The following is a 16,565-nucleotide window of genomic DNA, read 5'->3' on the forward strand; positions in this document are numbered from 1 at the left end:
GCCTCCTGTTACAGGTTAATTTTATGTTCCGGTTGATAGTTTTTCAGTTTGTTAAAGTCATACTTTTGATGGGTAAATGGAAGGCTAATCAAGATAATGATAAACGGTAAGAAAAGTGATAGCATATTACCGACAAACCAGTTGAGATCATCATTATCAATCATAAAATACGCCGATAAACCTGAAGCCAGTCCAATGACAATGGAAAACAACGATACTTTCGGGTTTAATCGACCTGACCATAAGCCAATGATTAGCGATGCAGTTGGAGCAGCAAATAATATTCCACTAAAAATATCAATGGTTAAGAGCGATACTCCTTCTAAAAATAGAGAACAAATTCCAATGGTGATTCCTAACGCAAAGATAACTCCACGGCCAAATGTGAGTTGTTGTTTTTCAGTCGCATGCTTGTTAACGTATCTTTTATAAAAATCAATGGTTAGCATTGCTTGAAGTCCGGCTAAACCATTTCCACCCGTCGTTAATCCTGCCATAAAGATCATAATAACAAAGATGATCGCTCCTCCACTACCGAGAAAATAATCGAAAATATACGGAGCTGCTCCCGTAGATACTCCAAGCTCTTCTGAGGAAACTCCTAAATGATAGACACTTCCTCCGATCACATTTCCAAAAATCATCGGAATTGGTAACCACGCAAGAATGGTACCGATAAGATAGGCCCAAAATAAGCCCTTTGAACTCGAGGCAGCTGCGGCCGTTGAGTAATATCCCTGACTGAGAACTACCTGCCCCATTGCAATGACCACAGCTGATAATCCATACATCCAGCCGGCCGAGCCAAAAAAGTTCAGGGCATCTGGATTATGCTGCGGATGACTCGTATCTGTTGCGGCCCGTAGCATTCCCTCGTACATATTTTCTAGTCCCACGCTGTTAATAATGAGAGGAATCGTGACAAATATGACAATCATGATAATGAAAAATTGGAAGACAGAATTATAGATGGAGCCTTTCAGTCCAGACATGGCAATGAAGCTTGAGAAGAGGACCGCTGATAAAAAAGCAACGACCTTAAAATTTAGATGAAAGGTATATTCGAAGGCATACGCAATTCCTACCGCCTGCATGACACAAACATATAGAACCAAGGCAATTCCGAATAATAAATACACATTTGCTAATTTTGTCCCAAATCGCTCACGAATGAATTCAATAAACGTGGTGGTCTTGGGCATAATTTTTCGAAGCCGTAGGGCAATTGGGATAAATATCATAAAAGGAACAACAGCACCCCAGGCATAGTTAAAACCACCGTTAATTCCAAACCACACCCCTGCTTCCGCAGATGCCATAATTGTGCCCGTCCAGATCCATGCCACACAAACACTGGCAGCAACTAGCCCAAATGGAACTCTTCGGCCAGCCGTTAACAAATCACCAACATTTTGATTTCCATCCTTTTTATTAATGAACAGGGTGATAGCTGTCATAATAACGGCAAATAGAATGATTACCGAGTATCCCATAATTGGAGTGTTCATATGATTGTTTCCCCCTTTCGTTTCATGGCCGACTGGTACACACTTGGTCTTCGGTCCGTTATATAACAAAACTGACTTCTAGCTGCTTTAATTTGTGAAAAGTCCAGGTCCACATAATATTGATTCTCCTCACCATCACCTAGTACCAGTAATTCTCCAAATGGATTGGCTGCTGCACTTTGTCCAAAAAAGTGAGTTGTCTCCTCTACTCCAATACGGTTGGTGGTCACGACAAAAACTTGATTTTCCGCGGCTCTACTTTGAATATATGTCTTTTGTAAATGCTCAAGTGGGGTCATATTTGCTGTCGGAGCCAAAATGAGTTCTGCCCCTTTATCTGCTAGAATTCGAGCGGTCTCTGGAAATTCGGTATCATAACAAATCATGACCCCCATCGTACCGAAAGCGGTTTTCCAGACCGGAAACTCCTGACCTGCAGAAAAATACTTCTCTTCCTCGTCCCATAAATGAACCTTTTGATATGTACCGAGTACCTCTCCATTTTGATCAATGATGACGGCTGAATTGAATACCTCCTCCTGTACTTGTTCCGGAAATCCAGCAATGACCATTAGGTTGTATTCACGGGCCCAGTCTTTGAGCTGCGAGATGCTCTCTCCATTGATGTCTTCAGCAAGTTCTTTTGTTTTTTCCCGGGTAAAATAGCCCGTTACCACTAGTTCTGGAAACAAGATAAGCTGGCAATTTTGCTGGGATGCCTTTTGAATATGGTGAAGCATCATTACTAGGTTTTTCTTTTTGTCATGTAGAACCGGCTTCATTTGTGCTAAAGCTATTTTCATAGACTTCCCACCTCGATTAAAAATTTTGACTAATCTGACTTTTCTTGATGTTATTATATCCTGTGATGCTGTGTGTAACCTTAGTCACAATGTACATTTTTTATGGGGTTGTTTTTAACATAATGTTAAATTAATAGATTTATGCCTTATTATAAGAATATGTTTTTCTTTTCATCTATAAGCTAGTAATATTTTCTAACAAGGAACTTGGCTACTTCATTTTTCTCACCAGTTGGATCGATTACGAGGTATAATGAATTAGACTTTTGGATAGAAACGGAGTGTTTATATGCGAATTTTAGGAGCTGTTGTAGGGTTTTTTACAGTGGATTTTCTTTTTCATATTATAGATGCGTTAGCATTCGGGTTGAAGGCCGATACAGGACCAGAGCGAATTGGCGCGGTTGGGTTTGGGATCCTTATCCTTCTTTTACTCATGACCTTGTTTTATCGACTATTTTCAAAATCCTTTTTCCATGGTTTTATCGTTGCCACCGGTCTTTTCTTAAGCTTTGATATTGTGGTGTTTCATTGGATTTTTCAACTTCACCGAATAACGAGTGGTCCCGAGGCGAATTGGTTGGAGCCTTTGTTTGTGATTGGGGGAACGGTTTTACTGTTAGAAGGGATTAGAAAAGAAAGAGCTGTAAGGATCAAAGATGAACATGGGTTGAATATGTAACAAAGGTTATAAAAGGACAGGAGTTATTTCCTGTCCTTTATAAAATCTTGTCATATTCCCTATTTATCTTCCCTTAATAAATACTCATTGTTATCCTGATCGTAAAAAGTGAACATGGTACCAAACGGCATTCTTAACATTTCTCCTACTTTCACACCATTTTGGTTCATTTTCTCATATGCGGATTCAATATCAGTTGTGCTGAATAGAACGGATGGATGTGCCACTTTAGAAGGTTGTTGCTGTTCCATAGCTGATTTCGAATAAAGAATTAAAGTGGTAAATTCATCATCACTCGGACCTACCTCTATCCATTTCATATTGGGCCCCATTGGTTGTTCCAGTTTTAAAACAAAACCAAGTTTATTTAACCAGAAGTCTTTTGCTTGTTCTTGGTCTTCTACATATACAGAAATTTTGCCAATTTTATTGATGATCATGTATATCTCCTTCTTATCCGTTGTTTTACCTATTTCTCAACTAAAAACAATAAAAGACAGAAGAATGCCCTGGTCTCTCACATGCCGGTTACTTGGCATTCACGTCTGGTTGATGAATCCCGAAGATGTTTCCTTCTGTATCAAGGTAATACCCCTGCCATGCCATGCCAGGAAGTGCGTGTTTGGGTAAGGCTACCGTACCACCATTCTCTAGAATTTTCGCTTCAATCGAATCGTATTCTTCTACTCCCATGGTACAAGCATAGCCATTCATCGCTTGGTTTGGTTCTGGAGGCGGACCTTGACGTTGCATTAAGGCTCCGTTAATTCCTGGTTCACTTTCCGTTCCGGTCACAGCCCCAAAATAGGGCATGCCTGCATACTCACTCCAGTCTTGAAAGGTCCAGCCAAATACTTCTCCATAAAAATTGGTTGCTCGCTCCATGTTATCAACGTGAATTTCGAAATGAATGGGTCTGCCCATAATTTCCTCCTATTTTCGATGAAGTTTTTTGTCGAATCTATTATGTATTCTAGTGTAAATAAGGATACTCCTTCATTATTGTGACAAATAGACTAATTTATTCTTTTCTATAACTGCTCTAAAAAGTTTTTTAACCTGTCCAAATCCTTCTCACAGGCTTTCTTAAAAGTCCCAGCTATCAATTTCCCGAAAAATCTGGTTAATCCTGTGAGTCCATTAATCTCTCCATTTAGTGTCACCTCTGTATGATTTTCAGTGGCAGATAATAATGTGTAAGTAAACACAAATTCTCCTTTACCCGTTGTCCCTTTTGTTCCATCACAACGCAACACGATTTTTTGAGGTTCGCTGAGCTCGACTACCTCAAAATATTCAGTTGCCTCTTTTCCAAACATCTTTCTTGTTTCTTTCCACTGACTTCCCACGCGGATGGGACCTTCATCCAGTCGCTCAATTCCCACTAACCCTTGCATCCAGAGCTTAGCCGAATCCAGATCGAGTAACCCATTATAAGCAATTGATTGGGTTACCCGAATCGTCCTTTTTACTTCAAAACGAATACTCAAGTGAATCTCCTCCTTTCAAATCAAATGCGTATACCTATACATTCAACATATCAATGTCAAGTCCTTCATAGGTAAGTTTTTATTCCTACTATCGGTGTAAAATTGTATATTCAGAACTACTCCATTATACTAAAAATAGGAAATGTATAAATCTAACAAATACTATATTAAAAGGAGATCAGAAGGATGAAACTTGGCGCTTTTTCTATTAGTTTAAATGTAAAAGATATACATAAATCAAAGGAATTCTATTCCAAACTTGGGTTTGATGCACTTGGAGGGGATATTTCTCAAAATTGGCTTATCATGAAGAATGAAAGTTGTATCATAGGGCTTTTCCAAGGAATGTTTGAAAAGAACATCCTTACTTTTAATCCTGGATGGGATGAAAATGCACAAAATCTAGAATCCTTCACCGACGTAAGAGAAATTCAAAAAATGCTTGAAGAAAAAGGAATCCCTATTGTCTCTGGAGTGAATGAATCAAGTGAAGGGCCGGCACACTTTACGATTGAAGACCCAGATGGGAACCCTATTCTATTAGACCAACATAGATAAAAATAAAGAATGGCTCAGACCTTAAACACTCTGAGCCTTTTTCTAATAGGATTTTCCTATTTCGCTGTTTCCTCTACTACTGGCTTCCCCGTTTCGAGCAAAACTTTATTCACTCCTAAGAAAAAGGAAAGGATTAAAATCAAAATTCCCGTTCCAACCAATAACCATTCCACCTTGATCACATCTGCCATTGGGCCGAAAATGAGCACCCCGATTGGCATCATTGAAGTAGAAATCATTCCAAACACTCCAAAAATTCTTCCTAATTACTTTTAGTTTACATAATAATATTATGGTAATTTGAATCCTTAATCATACCTCGTTGTTTCAAAACCATCTATTATGTCTTCTAATTCAGTCAAAAATGTAATATATACAGGACCTGGTATCCGTTCTGCAAATCTCTTAATCTCGGGTAACTCTTCTGCTTCCTCTACTGTTTCAGGCTTTTCAACCAGAAGGTTCCACCATATCTTTAATTCATCAAAAAATTTGTAAAAGTAACGTTCAAATCTCTCTGCCCATTCGGCTCCTTCATCGCCTTCTGTTTTTTGCATCATAGACCAAGCTTCAAGGGCAGTTTCAAAGTACTCATTCATTTTTTCCATATAAACACTCCTCGCTGTTTAGCAAATACAAACCATGTGTTAGTTTCTTTACTTGAGTTTATAATATTATGTAAGATTTGGTAAACTTATATTAAAAATATTGTAGGTGTACGTGATGAAAACCAAACAAGACATTCGTGAAGAAAAATGGAGTTATTTAACCGAACAAAAATTAGGGAGATTCCCTTTTCCCTTAAAAAATCGCATACCTAATTTTAAAGGGGCCGAAAAGGCGGCACATTTTGTCACGACGATGCCTGAGTATCAACAGGCCAATGTCATTAAAGTAAACCCAGACTCTCCCCAGCTGCCGATTCGTGCACAAGTATTAAAGGACGGAAAAACCTTACTTGTACCTACCCCTAGACTAAAAGCGGGATTTATTTTGGTAAAGCCTGAATGGGTTCCAGCAGGTGAAGAGCGAAAAGCAGCCAGCCTCTCACATATCAAATCCTACGGCAAGGAAATCTCTCTTTCAGATATGCCTAGAATTGATTTGTTTTTTACTGGCTCTGTTGCCCTACATAGAGATGGTAGAAGAGTGGGAAAAGGAGAAGGCTATTCTGACCGTGAATATGCTATTATCAGAGAACTCGGTAATCCAGATATACCAATCATCGGAACGATTCATAGTGTTCAATTGACAGATCATGAAATCCCAAGAGATCCATATGACTTAACCGTTGATTGGATCGCCACGGAAAACGGTTTAATCCAGACCCATTCCCCTTATAAAAAACCAAGTGGGATTCAATGGGAACTTGTTACGGAAGAGGAATTAGAGGAAATGCCTGTTTTACGGGAGATTCGGGAATTAACAGGAAAGTAAAGAATTGCATAAAATAGACTACAACCCTCTGAATGCTAGTAACGTTTCAGAGGGTTGTTTAGCAAAAAATGGAATTTAATCACTTTGAGGTTTTTTATTAGTGGGTCAAGGTAATGAAGGTTATTGCTTCTCGTTTATTATCTCAAGTACATGTTGATGTTGCTTTTGAACCGAAGATACATGTTTGATTTCACTGCTTAAATCTGTTTTTACTTCTTCAAGCTTTTTCATAAGACTTCCATAATAAAAAGCTACCTCTTTTCTCATCTCTGTCTGTTCTCCTATTAATCCACCAATTTCCTTTCTCATCTCTCCCTGCTCTTCTCTCATTTCTGCTTGATCAGCTTTCATTCCTGCAAGTTCTATTTTCATTTCTGCTTGATCAGCTTTCATTCCTGCAAGTTCTATTTTCATTTCTGTTTGATCAGCTTTCATTCCTGCAAGTTCTATTTTCATTTCTACTTGATCAGCTTTCATTTCTGCAAGTTCTATTTTCATTTCTGCTTGATCAGCTTTCATTTCTGATAGCTCTATTTTCATCTCTGCTTGATCAGCTTTCATTTCTGATAGCTCTATTTTCATCTCTGCCTGATCTATCTTGATGTCATGAATGTCTTTCCTCATGTCTAATTGGCTGTTTTCAACCGCTTGGAGCTTATTAAGTATTTGTTGTAGAATTTGTTCCATCTTTCTCACCTCCCTATCATGTAACTACATTATACTTCACGGATAAGTTTTATACCATTAGCTTGCTAGTGCAAGATGTGACCGGTTATTGAATTCCCACCTCAAAAAAAAAGACCCCTGGAGGTCTACGAAAACGCGTATTTTTTCAGGGGTCCTTTTATAGCTACTAATTTTTTGATAATCTCTCGAATTCAACCTGTGGAGCTAGGACGTCACTTACTTTCTCAACGACTATCGTTTTATCCACTTTGAATACCGCCGATCCCTTAATATCTTCAGAAGATGCGCCTATATTGATTTTATAGGTTCCTTTTTCGAGAATCCAAGAGGAGGACTCTTCGTCAAAAGAGGCTAAGTCTTTTGCATCGAGTTTAAAGGTAAGTTCTTCTTTTTCACCAGGTTGTAGTTCTTTTGTTTTCGCAAAATCTTTTAATTCTAGCTCAGGTTTTTCAAGCTTTCCATCCGGAGCGTTTACATAGAGTTGAACGGCTTCTCTTCCGGACGTTTTTCCGGTGTTTTTCACCGTAGCTGTGACTTTAATTTCCCCATCGAATTTCTTTCCTTCTGTCAATTTTATACCACTATAATTGAACTTTGTATAAGACAATCCATAGCCGAACTCATAGGCCGGGTTGACGTCAAAGGTTGTATTGTATCTGTATCCAACATAGATATCCTCTTCATACGGGAAACCATCTGCTGATCCAGGGAAACGGTCCGCATATGGAAGATCCTCATAGTCTTTCGGGAAGGTCTGCGCCAATTTTCCGGAAGGATTCACTTTCCCAGTCAGGATGTCTGCCACCGCGTTTCCAAGTTCTTGTCCCGGTTGCCAAGAAAGTAGGATTCCATCTACTTGATCTTTCCAGCTTTCCGTCTCAATTGGACCTTCAACCGTCAACACTGCAATGACTTTTTTACCTTGCTCTCGGTAAGCTTTAGACACTTGTTCTACCATTTGCTTCTGAGAATCAGAGAGATAGAAGTCTTCTTTTGCCCGGTCGGTCGCATAGGAGCCAGGAGCTGTTCCAATGACCACAATACCAACATCTGTATTTTTTGCTGCTTCAATAACGTCTTGGCTGATGTCCATTTCGGGTAACTTCGGTCCAACAGATCCAAAAGTTCCAGGCGTACCCTTGTATTCATCTTTGGTTCTCATTTCGGCAACATATTGATCATTCTTCTGAATCAACTCTTCATTGAGTGTAAAGCCTGCATTACGGAGTCCTTCAGCAACTCCCACATGGTAAGGCGCATACACTAGGGCGCTTCCCCTGCCACCCGTATTGATTTCACTTACTGGTACCCCGAATAAGGAAACACTTTGCTTATTGCTAATTGGCAAGGCCGCTTTTTTATTTTCAAGAAGAACCATTCCATCTGCAGCTGCTTTTCTTGAAATCTTGGCATTTTCCGTAAGATTCGGTTCATTCGTAGCCGTTTCCCCTTTAAATGTGCGTGTATTGACCACTATTTTTAGAATTTCCTTAATATTTCGGTCAAGAATGGCTTCATCTAGAATTCCGCTATTTACGGCATCCATGATTCTTTGTGACTGTGCAGCACTTCCTGGCATTAAGAGGTTTGTCCCCGCTTCCATCTGCTTGGCAATATCTCTAAGGCCGAACTCCCAGTCTGTCATGGCGAACCCTGTAAAGCCAAAGTCATTCCTTAACACATCGGTTAAGAGTTCTTTATTTTCAGTCGCATACGTTCCGTTGATCATGTTGTAAGAATCCATAATCGACCATGGATCAGATTCTTTTACCGTAATCTCGAACCCTTTAAGATAAATTTCCCTGAGGGCACGCTGGCTAACGACCATATTTCCATTGTTGTTGGTCCGCTGATTAAAGGCGGCAAAATGTTTGATCGTTGTTCCTACTCCGTTATCTTCCACTCCATTAACAAACGAACTGGCCATTTCACCCGTGACCACTGGATCTTCGGAAAAGTATTCAAAGTTTCTGCCGTTAAGAAGGTAACTTTGAATATTCATTCCAGGGGCAAGTAGAAGGTCAATTCCGAACGCTTTCAATTCCTGACTCGTCGCCTCTCCGACCTCATTCGCTAACTCCTTGTCCCATGAGGAACCAAGGACGGTTGGTGAAGGGAATTTTGTAGCATAATAGGTTTTATTGTCATCTGTTCTTGTCGGAGAGATTCGGACACCCATTGGTCCATCTGCCATCACGATAGCAGGAATGCCTAAACGTTCAATTTCCTGTGTCTGACCAGCTGCCCCTGGTACCTTTGTAGACTGACCGCCGATGACTTCTCCGTTTTCCGATACCAAGCCACCTTTATTTCCTCCTACAACCATAAATGCCTTCTCCTGAAGTGTCATCGCTGCAATAACTGCATCAATCGACTTTTCATCCACTAGTTTAGGCGTAGCCGCAATGACGGAAGATTGTACCGTTGTGGTAGTATTCTCAGCTGCACTTATGGTTATGGTTGAGAATCCCGATAATGCAACCGTTGATGCCATGGCCAATGCTAATAACTTTTTTCTTTTGTTTTTCTTTAGCTTCTTTAACATGTTTACCCCCACTCACCCTTCGTCTTTTCAAAGTTTTATTAAAGCGCTTACATTAAGCTTAAAGAAAATCAGAATATTCCGTGGATGATTGTTCTGTATTTTTTTAGTTGTATCTGGAATTATTTATTGTTCTGTATTTTACTTTTAGCAAACTAGTCCTATCTATTCACTACTAAATCATCATAGAATAGAAATAAGCTGCAAAGTATACCAAAAAACCTCTAGCCAAAGGTAGAGGTTGAATTCGGAATCCATCTATTCTATCCCTTTATGAAGTTCTCTGCCCGCGTAAGGCTTCGGTTAACTAAAAAACGCTGGTGAAATCAAACTCAACAGCGTTTTCTAATTTAGTTACTTATAAAAAAATACCCTATTTCAAGGCATCTTTAAACTCACTACAAGGGCTAAAAACAGCATATCTGGTTGCTGGTATAATAATCTCTTCCCCCGTTTTCGGGTTTCTACCTTTTCTCTGCGCTCGTTCACGAGTTTCAAAGTTTCCAAAGCCTAATAATTGTACCTGGTGTCCATCAGCTAATGAAGTGGAAATGTGATCTATGATAATATCTACTACTTTTCTTGAGTGCTTTCTTGGTATGTCACATCTCTTCGCTATCGAGTAGATTAAATCCGTTTTGTTCATATGATGTACCTCTATTAATCATGTTCTAGCAATTCTTGAATTGCTTACTGATAGTTTTAACATACGCGTACTCCGTTACGCAAGGAATAAGTAGTTTAACGGATTAACGGATTACAGGAATGATACAAAAAAATAGGCTGCCAAAGCAGCCTACATGTGTACGATTTTATACCATCAAATATTTGTGGACTTCACTAGCCACTTCTCTGCCTTCGTTGATTGCCCAAACGATTAAGCTTTGTCCTCTTCTAGCATCACCAGCAGCGAACACGCCTTCTACATTTGTTTTGTAATCACCTTTTGCAGCTTTAATCTTTTGATTAACCGATTCTACTCCGAATTGGTTTAACAAAGGCATCTCAGTTCCCTCAAAGCCGATTGCGATAAACACAAACTGAGCTGGCCATACTTTTTCCGTGCCTGGTATTTCTTTAAAATAAAAACGTCCGTTCTCATCTTTAAGTTTTTCCATTTGAATTGTGTGAAGCTCTTTCAAATTCCCATTCTCATCAGCAACGATTTTCTTAGTTTGAATGGAATATTGACGTGGATCTTCTCCAAATTTCGCTTCTGCTTCCTTATACGCATAATCCATCGTATACACATTTGGATACGCAGGCCAAAGGTTATCAGATGTACGTTCCGCTGGCAATTGTGGGTGTTTCCCAAACTGAACGACGCTGCGGCACTTTTGTCGAAGAGCGGTTGCGACACAATCCGCACCAGTGTCCCCACCACCGATCACGATGACATCTTTGCCTTCCACGTCGATGAAGTTCCCGTCTTCAAAATTAGAATCTAGTAAACTTTTAGTTGCTAGAGTCAAATAATCCATTGCAAAGTGAATGCCCTTTGCTTCACGGCCTTCAATGACTAGATCGCGCTGTCTTTGCGCCCCTGTACATAGGATGACCGAATCGAATTGTTCTTGAAGTTCGGAAGCTTGAATATCTTTGCCTACTTCCGTATTTGTTACGAAGTCGATTCCTTCTTGCGTTAATAATCGAATGCGGCGTTCAACCACTTCTTTTTCAAGCTTCATGTTTGGAATACCGTACATGAGCAAGCCTCCCGGACGGTCAGCACGCTCAAACACAGTCACCGAGTGACCTGCTTGATTCAATTGATCGGCTGCTGCTAAACCAGCAGGACCCGAACCAATGATCGCCACTTTCTTTCCAGAGCGAGAGGCAGGAATTCGCGGTGTAATCCATCCGTTTTCAAATCCTTTATCGATAATCGCTTGTTCAATATTTTTGATCGTAACTGCCGGGTCGTAAAGGGCCACAGTACAAGAACCTTCACAAGGTGCCGGACATACTCTCCCTGTAAACTCTGGGAAATTATTGGTTTTTAACAAGCGATCTAGCGCTTCTTTCCAACGGCCTTTATACACAAGATCATTCCACTCAGGAATCAAGTTATGAATCGGACACCCAGAAGTAGCTCCCCCAATTTCCATACCGATATGACAGAAGGGAGTGGCGCAGTCCATACACCGCGCCCCCTGTGTACTTAATTTCTCATCAGAAATAGGAAGTTTATGTTCTTTCCAATCGTTTAGTCTTTGTAATGGATCTCTTTCTGCTGCTTTTTCACGAGCATATTCCATAAATCCTGTTGCTTTTCCCATGTTTTTTACTCCCCTTTCTTAGCGGATGGCAGCTTCCTGCTGTTTCGATGGTTTTGATGTTGCTCCGGAATTCGCTAAAAAGGCGCTCATGACGGCTTCTTCTTCCGATAATCCTGCTAGTTTTTGCTCGTCGATCAACGTGATCATTCGTTTATAATCTTTTGGAATGACTTTGACAAATTTTCTGACACATTTTGCCCAGTCTTCTAGAATACAACTCGCCTTCACACTCTCTGTGTAGCGGTAATGATTTTGTATTAATGTTTTTAACTCATCCTGTTCAGCAGGAGAGGATACTGCCTCAAATTCAATCATTTCTTGGTTAGATAGATTCTTAAATGCTTTCTCGTCTTCTGTATAAATGTAAGCAATTCCACCGGACATACCAGCTCCGAAGTTTTTACCCACATCTCCTAAAACTACAACACGTCCGCCTGTCATATATTCACAGCCGTGGTCACCAATTCCTTCTACGACTACATGTACGCCACTATTACGAACAGCAAAACGTTCTCCGGCACGTCCGTTGATATACGCTTCACCACTAGTAGCACCAATAAAGGCAACATTTCCTGCGATAACATTTTCGCCTGATGTAAGCTTTGTATGTTCATCCGCTTTTACAATGATTTTTCCGCCAGAAAGACCTTTTCCAACATAATCATTCGCGTCACCAGTCAATTCAAGTGTCATTCCCTTTGGTACAAATGCTCCAAAGCTTTGACCAGCGGATCCGTTAAACTTTAAGGAAATCGTATCTTCTGGAAGACCAACTTCACCATAACGTTTTGAGATTTCACTTCCTACAATCGTACCCGCTACACGATTCACGTTTGTAATTGGGAAGCTTGCTTCTACAGGTGTTCCGTCTTCTACTGCTTTTTGAACAGCAGGTAGAATATGCTTGATATCAAGACTTTCGTCAATTCGATGATTTTGCGGGTGTTTAAAGGTTGTTGCTCCTTCAGGCTTGTGCAGAAGTGCTGTTAAATCTAAATGCTGTGCCTTCCAGTGTGATTTTGCACGTTCACTCACCGTTAATACATCGGTACGCCCAACCATTTCTTCCACTGTTCTAAAGCCAAGCTCCGCCATCATCTCACGAACTTCCTGTGCCACAAAGCGCATGTAGTTCACGATATAATCTGCTTCACCTGTGAACTTTTTACGAAGCTCTGGATTTTGAGTCGCGATCCCTACTGGACAAGTATCCAAATGACATACACGCATCATGACACAGCCAAGAACGACTAATGGTGCAGTAGCAAAGCCAAATTCCTCGGCACCGAGTAAAGCAGCCATAACTACATCTTTACCTGTCATTAACTTTCCGTCTGTCTCAAGAACCACACGGTCACGCAATCCGTTGAGCATTAGCGTTTGGTGTGCCTCTGCTAATCCAAGTTCCCAAGGTAATCCAGCGTGCTGAATACTTGTTTTTGGTGATGCACCTGTTCCACCGTCGTACCCGCTAATCACGATTACGTCAGCTACCGCTTTCGCCACACCAGCTGCAATCGTACCAACGCCACCCTTCGATACAAGCTTCACACTGATGCGAGCTTGACGATTGGCATTTTTTAAATCATGAATCAGCTGAGCCAAATCTTCAATGGAGTAGATGTCATGATGTGGTGGAGGTGAAATCAAGCTTACGCCAGGTGTTGAACCACGAACATCAGCTACCCATGGATACACCTTTTTCCCCATTAACTGTCCGCCTTCACCAGGCTTCGCTCCTTGAGCCATTTTAATTTGTAGCTCTTCAGCATTCACAAGGTAATGACTTTTCACACCAAAACGACCAGAAGCGATTTGTTTAATCTTACTTCCACGGTTGTCACCATTTTCATCAGGTACAAATCGGCTAGCGTCTTCTCCACCTTCACCACTATTGCTTTTTCCACCTAAACGGTTCATGGCAATCGCTAATGTTTCGTGCGCTTCCTTACTAATAGATCCAAAACTCATCGCGCCTGTTTTAAAACGGCGAACGATTGAATCCACACTTTCTACCTCTTCAATAGGTAACGGTTGTCTAGTACCATTGAAAGAGAATAAGTTACGTAAAAATCCGAGTCTTTCTTCATTTGCAAGTGTTGAATATTTTTTAAATAATTCGTAATCACCGTTACGACAAGCCCATTGCAAGGTGTGAATCGTTCCAGGATTAAAGGCATGGTGTTCGCCGTCATGTCTCCATTGGAAGTTACTTCCGGATTCTAACGTATCGTCTGATAATGGAGAGTAAGCTTCAGAGTGACGCAGCTTCGCCTCTTCCGAAATCGTGTCTAAGCCAATTCCTCCAAGCTGTGAAACCGTTCCAGTAAAGTAACGATCGATCACATCAGAGCTGATTCCAACCGCTTCAAAAATTTGAGCCCCACGGTAACTTTGAACCGTTGAAATTCCCATTTTTGACATAACCTTCACGACGCCTTCATTCATAGAAGCGATGTACTTTTTCACTGATTCTTGGTATGTGAATGGTAATGATCCTTCTGAAACAGCTTGCTGATAAATCGAGAACGCTAGATAAGGGTTGATCGCATCCACACCATATCCAAGCAATACAGCAAAGTGATGAACTTCTCTTACTTCTCCAGATTCCACAATGATGCTTGCCTTCGTACGTAATCCTTCACGAATCAAATGCTGATGAAGGGCACTTACTGCAAGTAGTGATGGAATCGCAATAGTTGTTTCATTAATATGACGGTCAGACAGGATTAGTAAACTAGCTCCACCTGCAATTGCTTCTTCTGCTTGACGGCAAAGATCGTTCAGACTGCTTTCTAAATCGTCTTGGAACACCATGTCAATAACTGCAGCTTTAAATTCTTTACCATTCTTTAAGGCTACTAGCTGACTGTTTGTCAAAATCGGTGTTTCTAACTGAATTCGACGACAATTTTCCGCTGATGGATGAAGTAAATTCCCTTCTGCACCTAAATAAGAAACTGTTGACGTAACAATTGCTTCACGAATCGCGTCAATCGGTGGATTCGTTACTTGAGCGAATAATTGCTTAAAATAGTTAAACAAATTCTGCGGCTTATCTGATAAGACAGCAAGCGGCATATCATTCCCCATTGCTCCAAGCGGATCTTTGCCTTCGCTTACAGCTGGAATGATGTATTTTTGAATATCTTCATACGTATATCCAAACGCTTTTTGACGAACGATGAAATCCTCTGGAACTTCTCCTTCTGCCTCTACAGAGTCTTCCAAGCGAACAAGCTCGTCATTCAGCCATTGCTGGTAAGGCTGCGCTTGAGCCATTTCAGATTTAACTTCCTCATCAGAAATGATACGTCCTTCTTCTAAATCAATTAAAAGCATTTTTCCTGGTTGAAGACGCTCTTTGTATAACACTTTTTCCGGCTCTACATCGATAACACCAACTTCAGATGAGAAAATAATATAATCATCTTCCGTTACATAATAACGAGCTGGACGAAGTCCATTACGGTCTAAGATCGCACCGATTTGTTTTCCGTCTGTAAACGAAATCGCTGATGGTCCATCCCATGGCTCCATTAATGAGCTGTGATATTCATAAAAAGCTCTCTTTTCATCCGTGATATGAGGATTATTAGACCATGGCTCAGGCACTAACATCATCGCAGCATGCGCTGGCTTTCTTCCGGCAAGAACCATGAATTCAAGTGCATTGTCTAAAATCGATGAATCACTTCCATCTGTATCAAGGATCGGCAATACTTTTTCTAAATCAGATCCAAATGCTTCCGAAATGAATTGTGTTTCACGTGCCTTCATCCAATGAATATTTCCTTGAAGCGTATTGATTTCCCCGTTGTGGATCAAATAGCGGTTTGGATGGGCTCTTTCCCAGCTTGGGAAGGTATTTGTACTAAAGCGTGAATGCACTAAAGCAAACGCAGACACAAAGCTCTCATCCTGTAAATCCAAATAGAATTGATCTACTTGTTCAGGAGTTAATAACCCTTTATAAACAATCGTTCTGCTTGAAAAACTAGCAAAATAGAAACGATAGTCAGAACCCTTTGCCCAGTTTTCAGCTTGTTTACGAATCACGTATAATTTTCTTTCAAATGCTAGTGAATCTCCTTCGTTATCGCCAACAAACACCTGGCGAACGACCGGACAACTTTCCTGTGCTGTCACTCCAATTTTCCCTGCATCGACTGGAACATTTCTCCAACCAAGCACGGTTTGACCTTCTTGTTCAATTAATTGATTAATAGTTGCTTCTATTGCTTCCCGTTCTTTGTCATCCTTTGAGAAAAATAGCATTCCCACACCGTACTTCCCTTTTTCAGGTAAGTTCATGTCAGAACATTCTTGTCTGAAAAATAGATCCGGTATTTGAACCATTAGTCCTGCGCCATCGCCTGTTAACGGGTCACTTCCCTGTCCGCCGCGATGATCCAATTGACAAAGCATTGATAGTCCTTTTGCCACTATATCATGTGTGGCGTTCCCTTTTATGTGAGCGTATAAGCCGATTCCACATGCATCATGTTCAAATTCAGGACGGTAGAGACCTTGTGCTTTTGGTAATTGATGATATGTCATATTCTTCTCTCCCTGCCGA

Annotated in this window: 14 protein-coding genes and 1 pseudogene; 3 read left to right on the top strand and 12 right to left on the bottom strand. The window is 40.6% G+C overall.

From position 1 onward, the window contains the following. Positions 1-8 precede the first annotated feature (8 nt). A complete protein-coding gene (locus tag MKX65_RS10985; protein WP_340903623.1) occupies positions 9-1,508 on the bottom strand; it encodes a sodium:solute symporter family transporter in 1,500 nt (499 codons plus the stop codon). After that, positions 1,505-2,311, bottom strand: a complete 807-nt coding sequence (locus MKX65_RS10990) for a carbon-nitrogen hydrolase family protein (protein ID WP_340903624.1) — start codon at positions 2,309-2,311, stop codon at positions 1,505-1,507. Before MKX65_RS10990 ends, MKX65_RS10985 begins: the two co-directional genes overlap by 4 nt. Positions 2,312-2,600: 289 nt before the next feature. On the opposite strand from MKX65_RS10990, the gene MKX65_RS10995 reads away from it, so the two are divergent. Further along, positions 2,601-2,993 (top strand): DUF2243 domain-containing protein, encoded by a 393-nt coding sequence (locus MKX65_RS10995; protein WP_160548050.1) that lies wholly within the window; start codon positions 2,601-2,603, stop codon positions 2,991-2,993. Positions 2,994-3,052: 59 nt separating this feature from the next. Here the strand turns inward: MKX65_RS10995 and MKX65_RS11000 are convergent, their stop codons facing one another. The 3 genes from MKX65_RS11000 to MKX65_RS11010 form a co-directional block, all read right to left on the bottom strand. Next, a complete protein-coding gene (locus MKX65_RS11000; RefSeq protein WP_160548051.1) occupies positions 3,053-3,433 on the bottom strand; it encodes a VOC family protein in 381 nt (126 codons plus the stop codon). A gap of 88 nt (positions 3,434-3,521) precedes the next feature. Then, positions 3,522-3,917, bottom strand: a complete 396-nt coding sequence (locus tag MKX65_RS11005) for a VOC family protein (protein WP_160548052.1) — start codon at positions 3,915-3,917, stop codon at positions 3,522-3,524. Positions 3,918-4,024: 107 nt separating this feature from the next. Beyond that, positions 4,025-4,483 (bottom strand): SRPBCC family protein, encoded by a 459-nt coding sequence (locus MKX65_RS11010; protein WP_160548053.1) that lies wholly within the window; start codon positions 4,481-4,483, stop codon positions 4,025-4,027. Between the two features lie 186 nt (positions 4,484-4,669). Between MKX65_RS11010 and MKX65_RS11015 the strand changes: the two genes are divergently transcribed. Continuing rightward, positions 4,670-5,041, top strand: coding sequence for a VOC family protein (locus tag MKX65_RS11015; RefSeq protein WP_160548054.1), 372 nt, complete (start codon positions 4,670-4,672; stop codon positions 5,039-5,041). A gap of 56 nt (positions 5,042-5,097) precedes the next feature. Here the strand turns inward: MKX65_RS11015 and MKX65_RS11020 are convergent. Continuing rightward, positions 5,098-5,307: pseudogene (locus tag MKX65_RS11020) on the bottom strand (MFS transporter); the annotation flags it as partial. Positions 5,308-5,349: 42 nt separating this feature from the next. Next, on the bottom strand, positions 5,350-5,649 hold the full coding sequence (locus tag MKX65_RS11025) for a hypothetical protein (protein WP_160548055.1): 300 nt from the start codon (positions 5,647-5,649) through the stop codon (positions 5,350-5,352). A 115-nt stretch (positions 5,650-5,764) separates the two neighbouring features. Here MKX65_RS11025 and MKX65_RS11030 point away from each other — a divergent pair, with 115 nt between their 5' ends. After that, positions 5,765-6,478: a 5-formyltetrahydrofolate cyclo-ligase gene (locus MKX65_RS11030; protein ID WP_340903629.1), complete on the top strand. Its 714-nt coding sequence runs from the start codon at positions 5,765-5,767 to the stop codon at positions 6,476-6,478. 120 nt (positions 6,479-6,598) lie between these two features. On the opposite strand, the gene MKX65_RS11035 is transcribed toward MKX65_RS11030, so the two are convergent. The 5 genes from MKX65_RS11035 to gltB form a co-directional block, all read right to left on the bottom strand. Beyond that, on the bottom strand, positions 6,599-7,165 hold the full coding sequence (locus MKX65_RS11035) for a hypothetical protein (RefSeq protein ID WP_160548057.1): 567 nt from the start codon (positions 7,163-7,165) through the stop codon (positions 6,599-6,601). A gap of 166 nt (positions 7,166-7,331) precedes the next feature. After that, positions 7,332-9,710 carry a beta-glucosidase gene (locus MKX65_RS11040; RefSeq protein WP_340903632.1) on the bottom strand — a complete coding sequence of 793 codons (2,379 nt, stop codon included), beginning with the start codon at positions 9,708-9,710 and terminating at the stop codon, positions 7,332-7,334. 370 nt (positions 9,711-10,080) lie between these two features. Continuing rightward, positions 10,081-10,353 (bottom strand): HU family DNA-binding protein, encoded by a 273-nt coding sequence (locus tag MKX65_RS11045; protein WP_160548058.1) that lies wholly within the window; start codon positions 10,351-10,353, stop codon positions 10,081-10,083. Between the two features lie 166 nt (positions 10,354-10,519). Further along, entirely contained in the window at positions 10,520-11,986 is a 1,467-nt protein-coding gene (gene gltD / locus MKX65_RS11050; protein ID WP_160548059.1) for a glutamate synthase small subunit, read from the bottom strand. Positions 11,987-12,004: 18 nt separating this feature from the next. Continuing rightward, positions 12,005-16,546 carry a glutamate synthase large subunit gene (gene gltB / locus MKX65_RS11055; RefSeq protein WP_340903635.1) on the bottom strand — a complete coding sequence of 1,514 codons (4,542 nt, stop codon included), beginning with the start codon at positions 16,544-16,546 and terminating at the stop codon, positions 12,005-12,007. Positions 16,547-16,565 lie beyond the last annotated feature (19 nt).

Origin of the sequence: Robertmurraya sp. FSL R5-0851 (genome assembly GCF_038002965.1) — a bacterium.
In the GTDB taxonomy this organism is placed as follows: domain Bacteria; phylum Bacillota; class Bacilli; order Bacillales; family Cytobacillaceae; genus Robertmurraya_A; species Robertmurraya_A beringensis.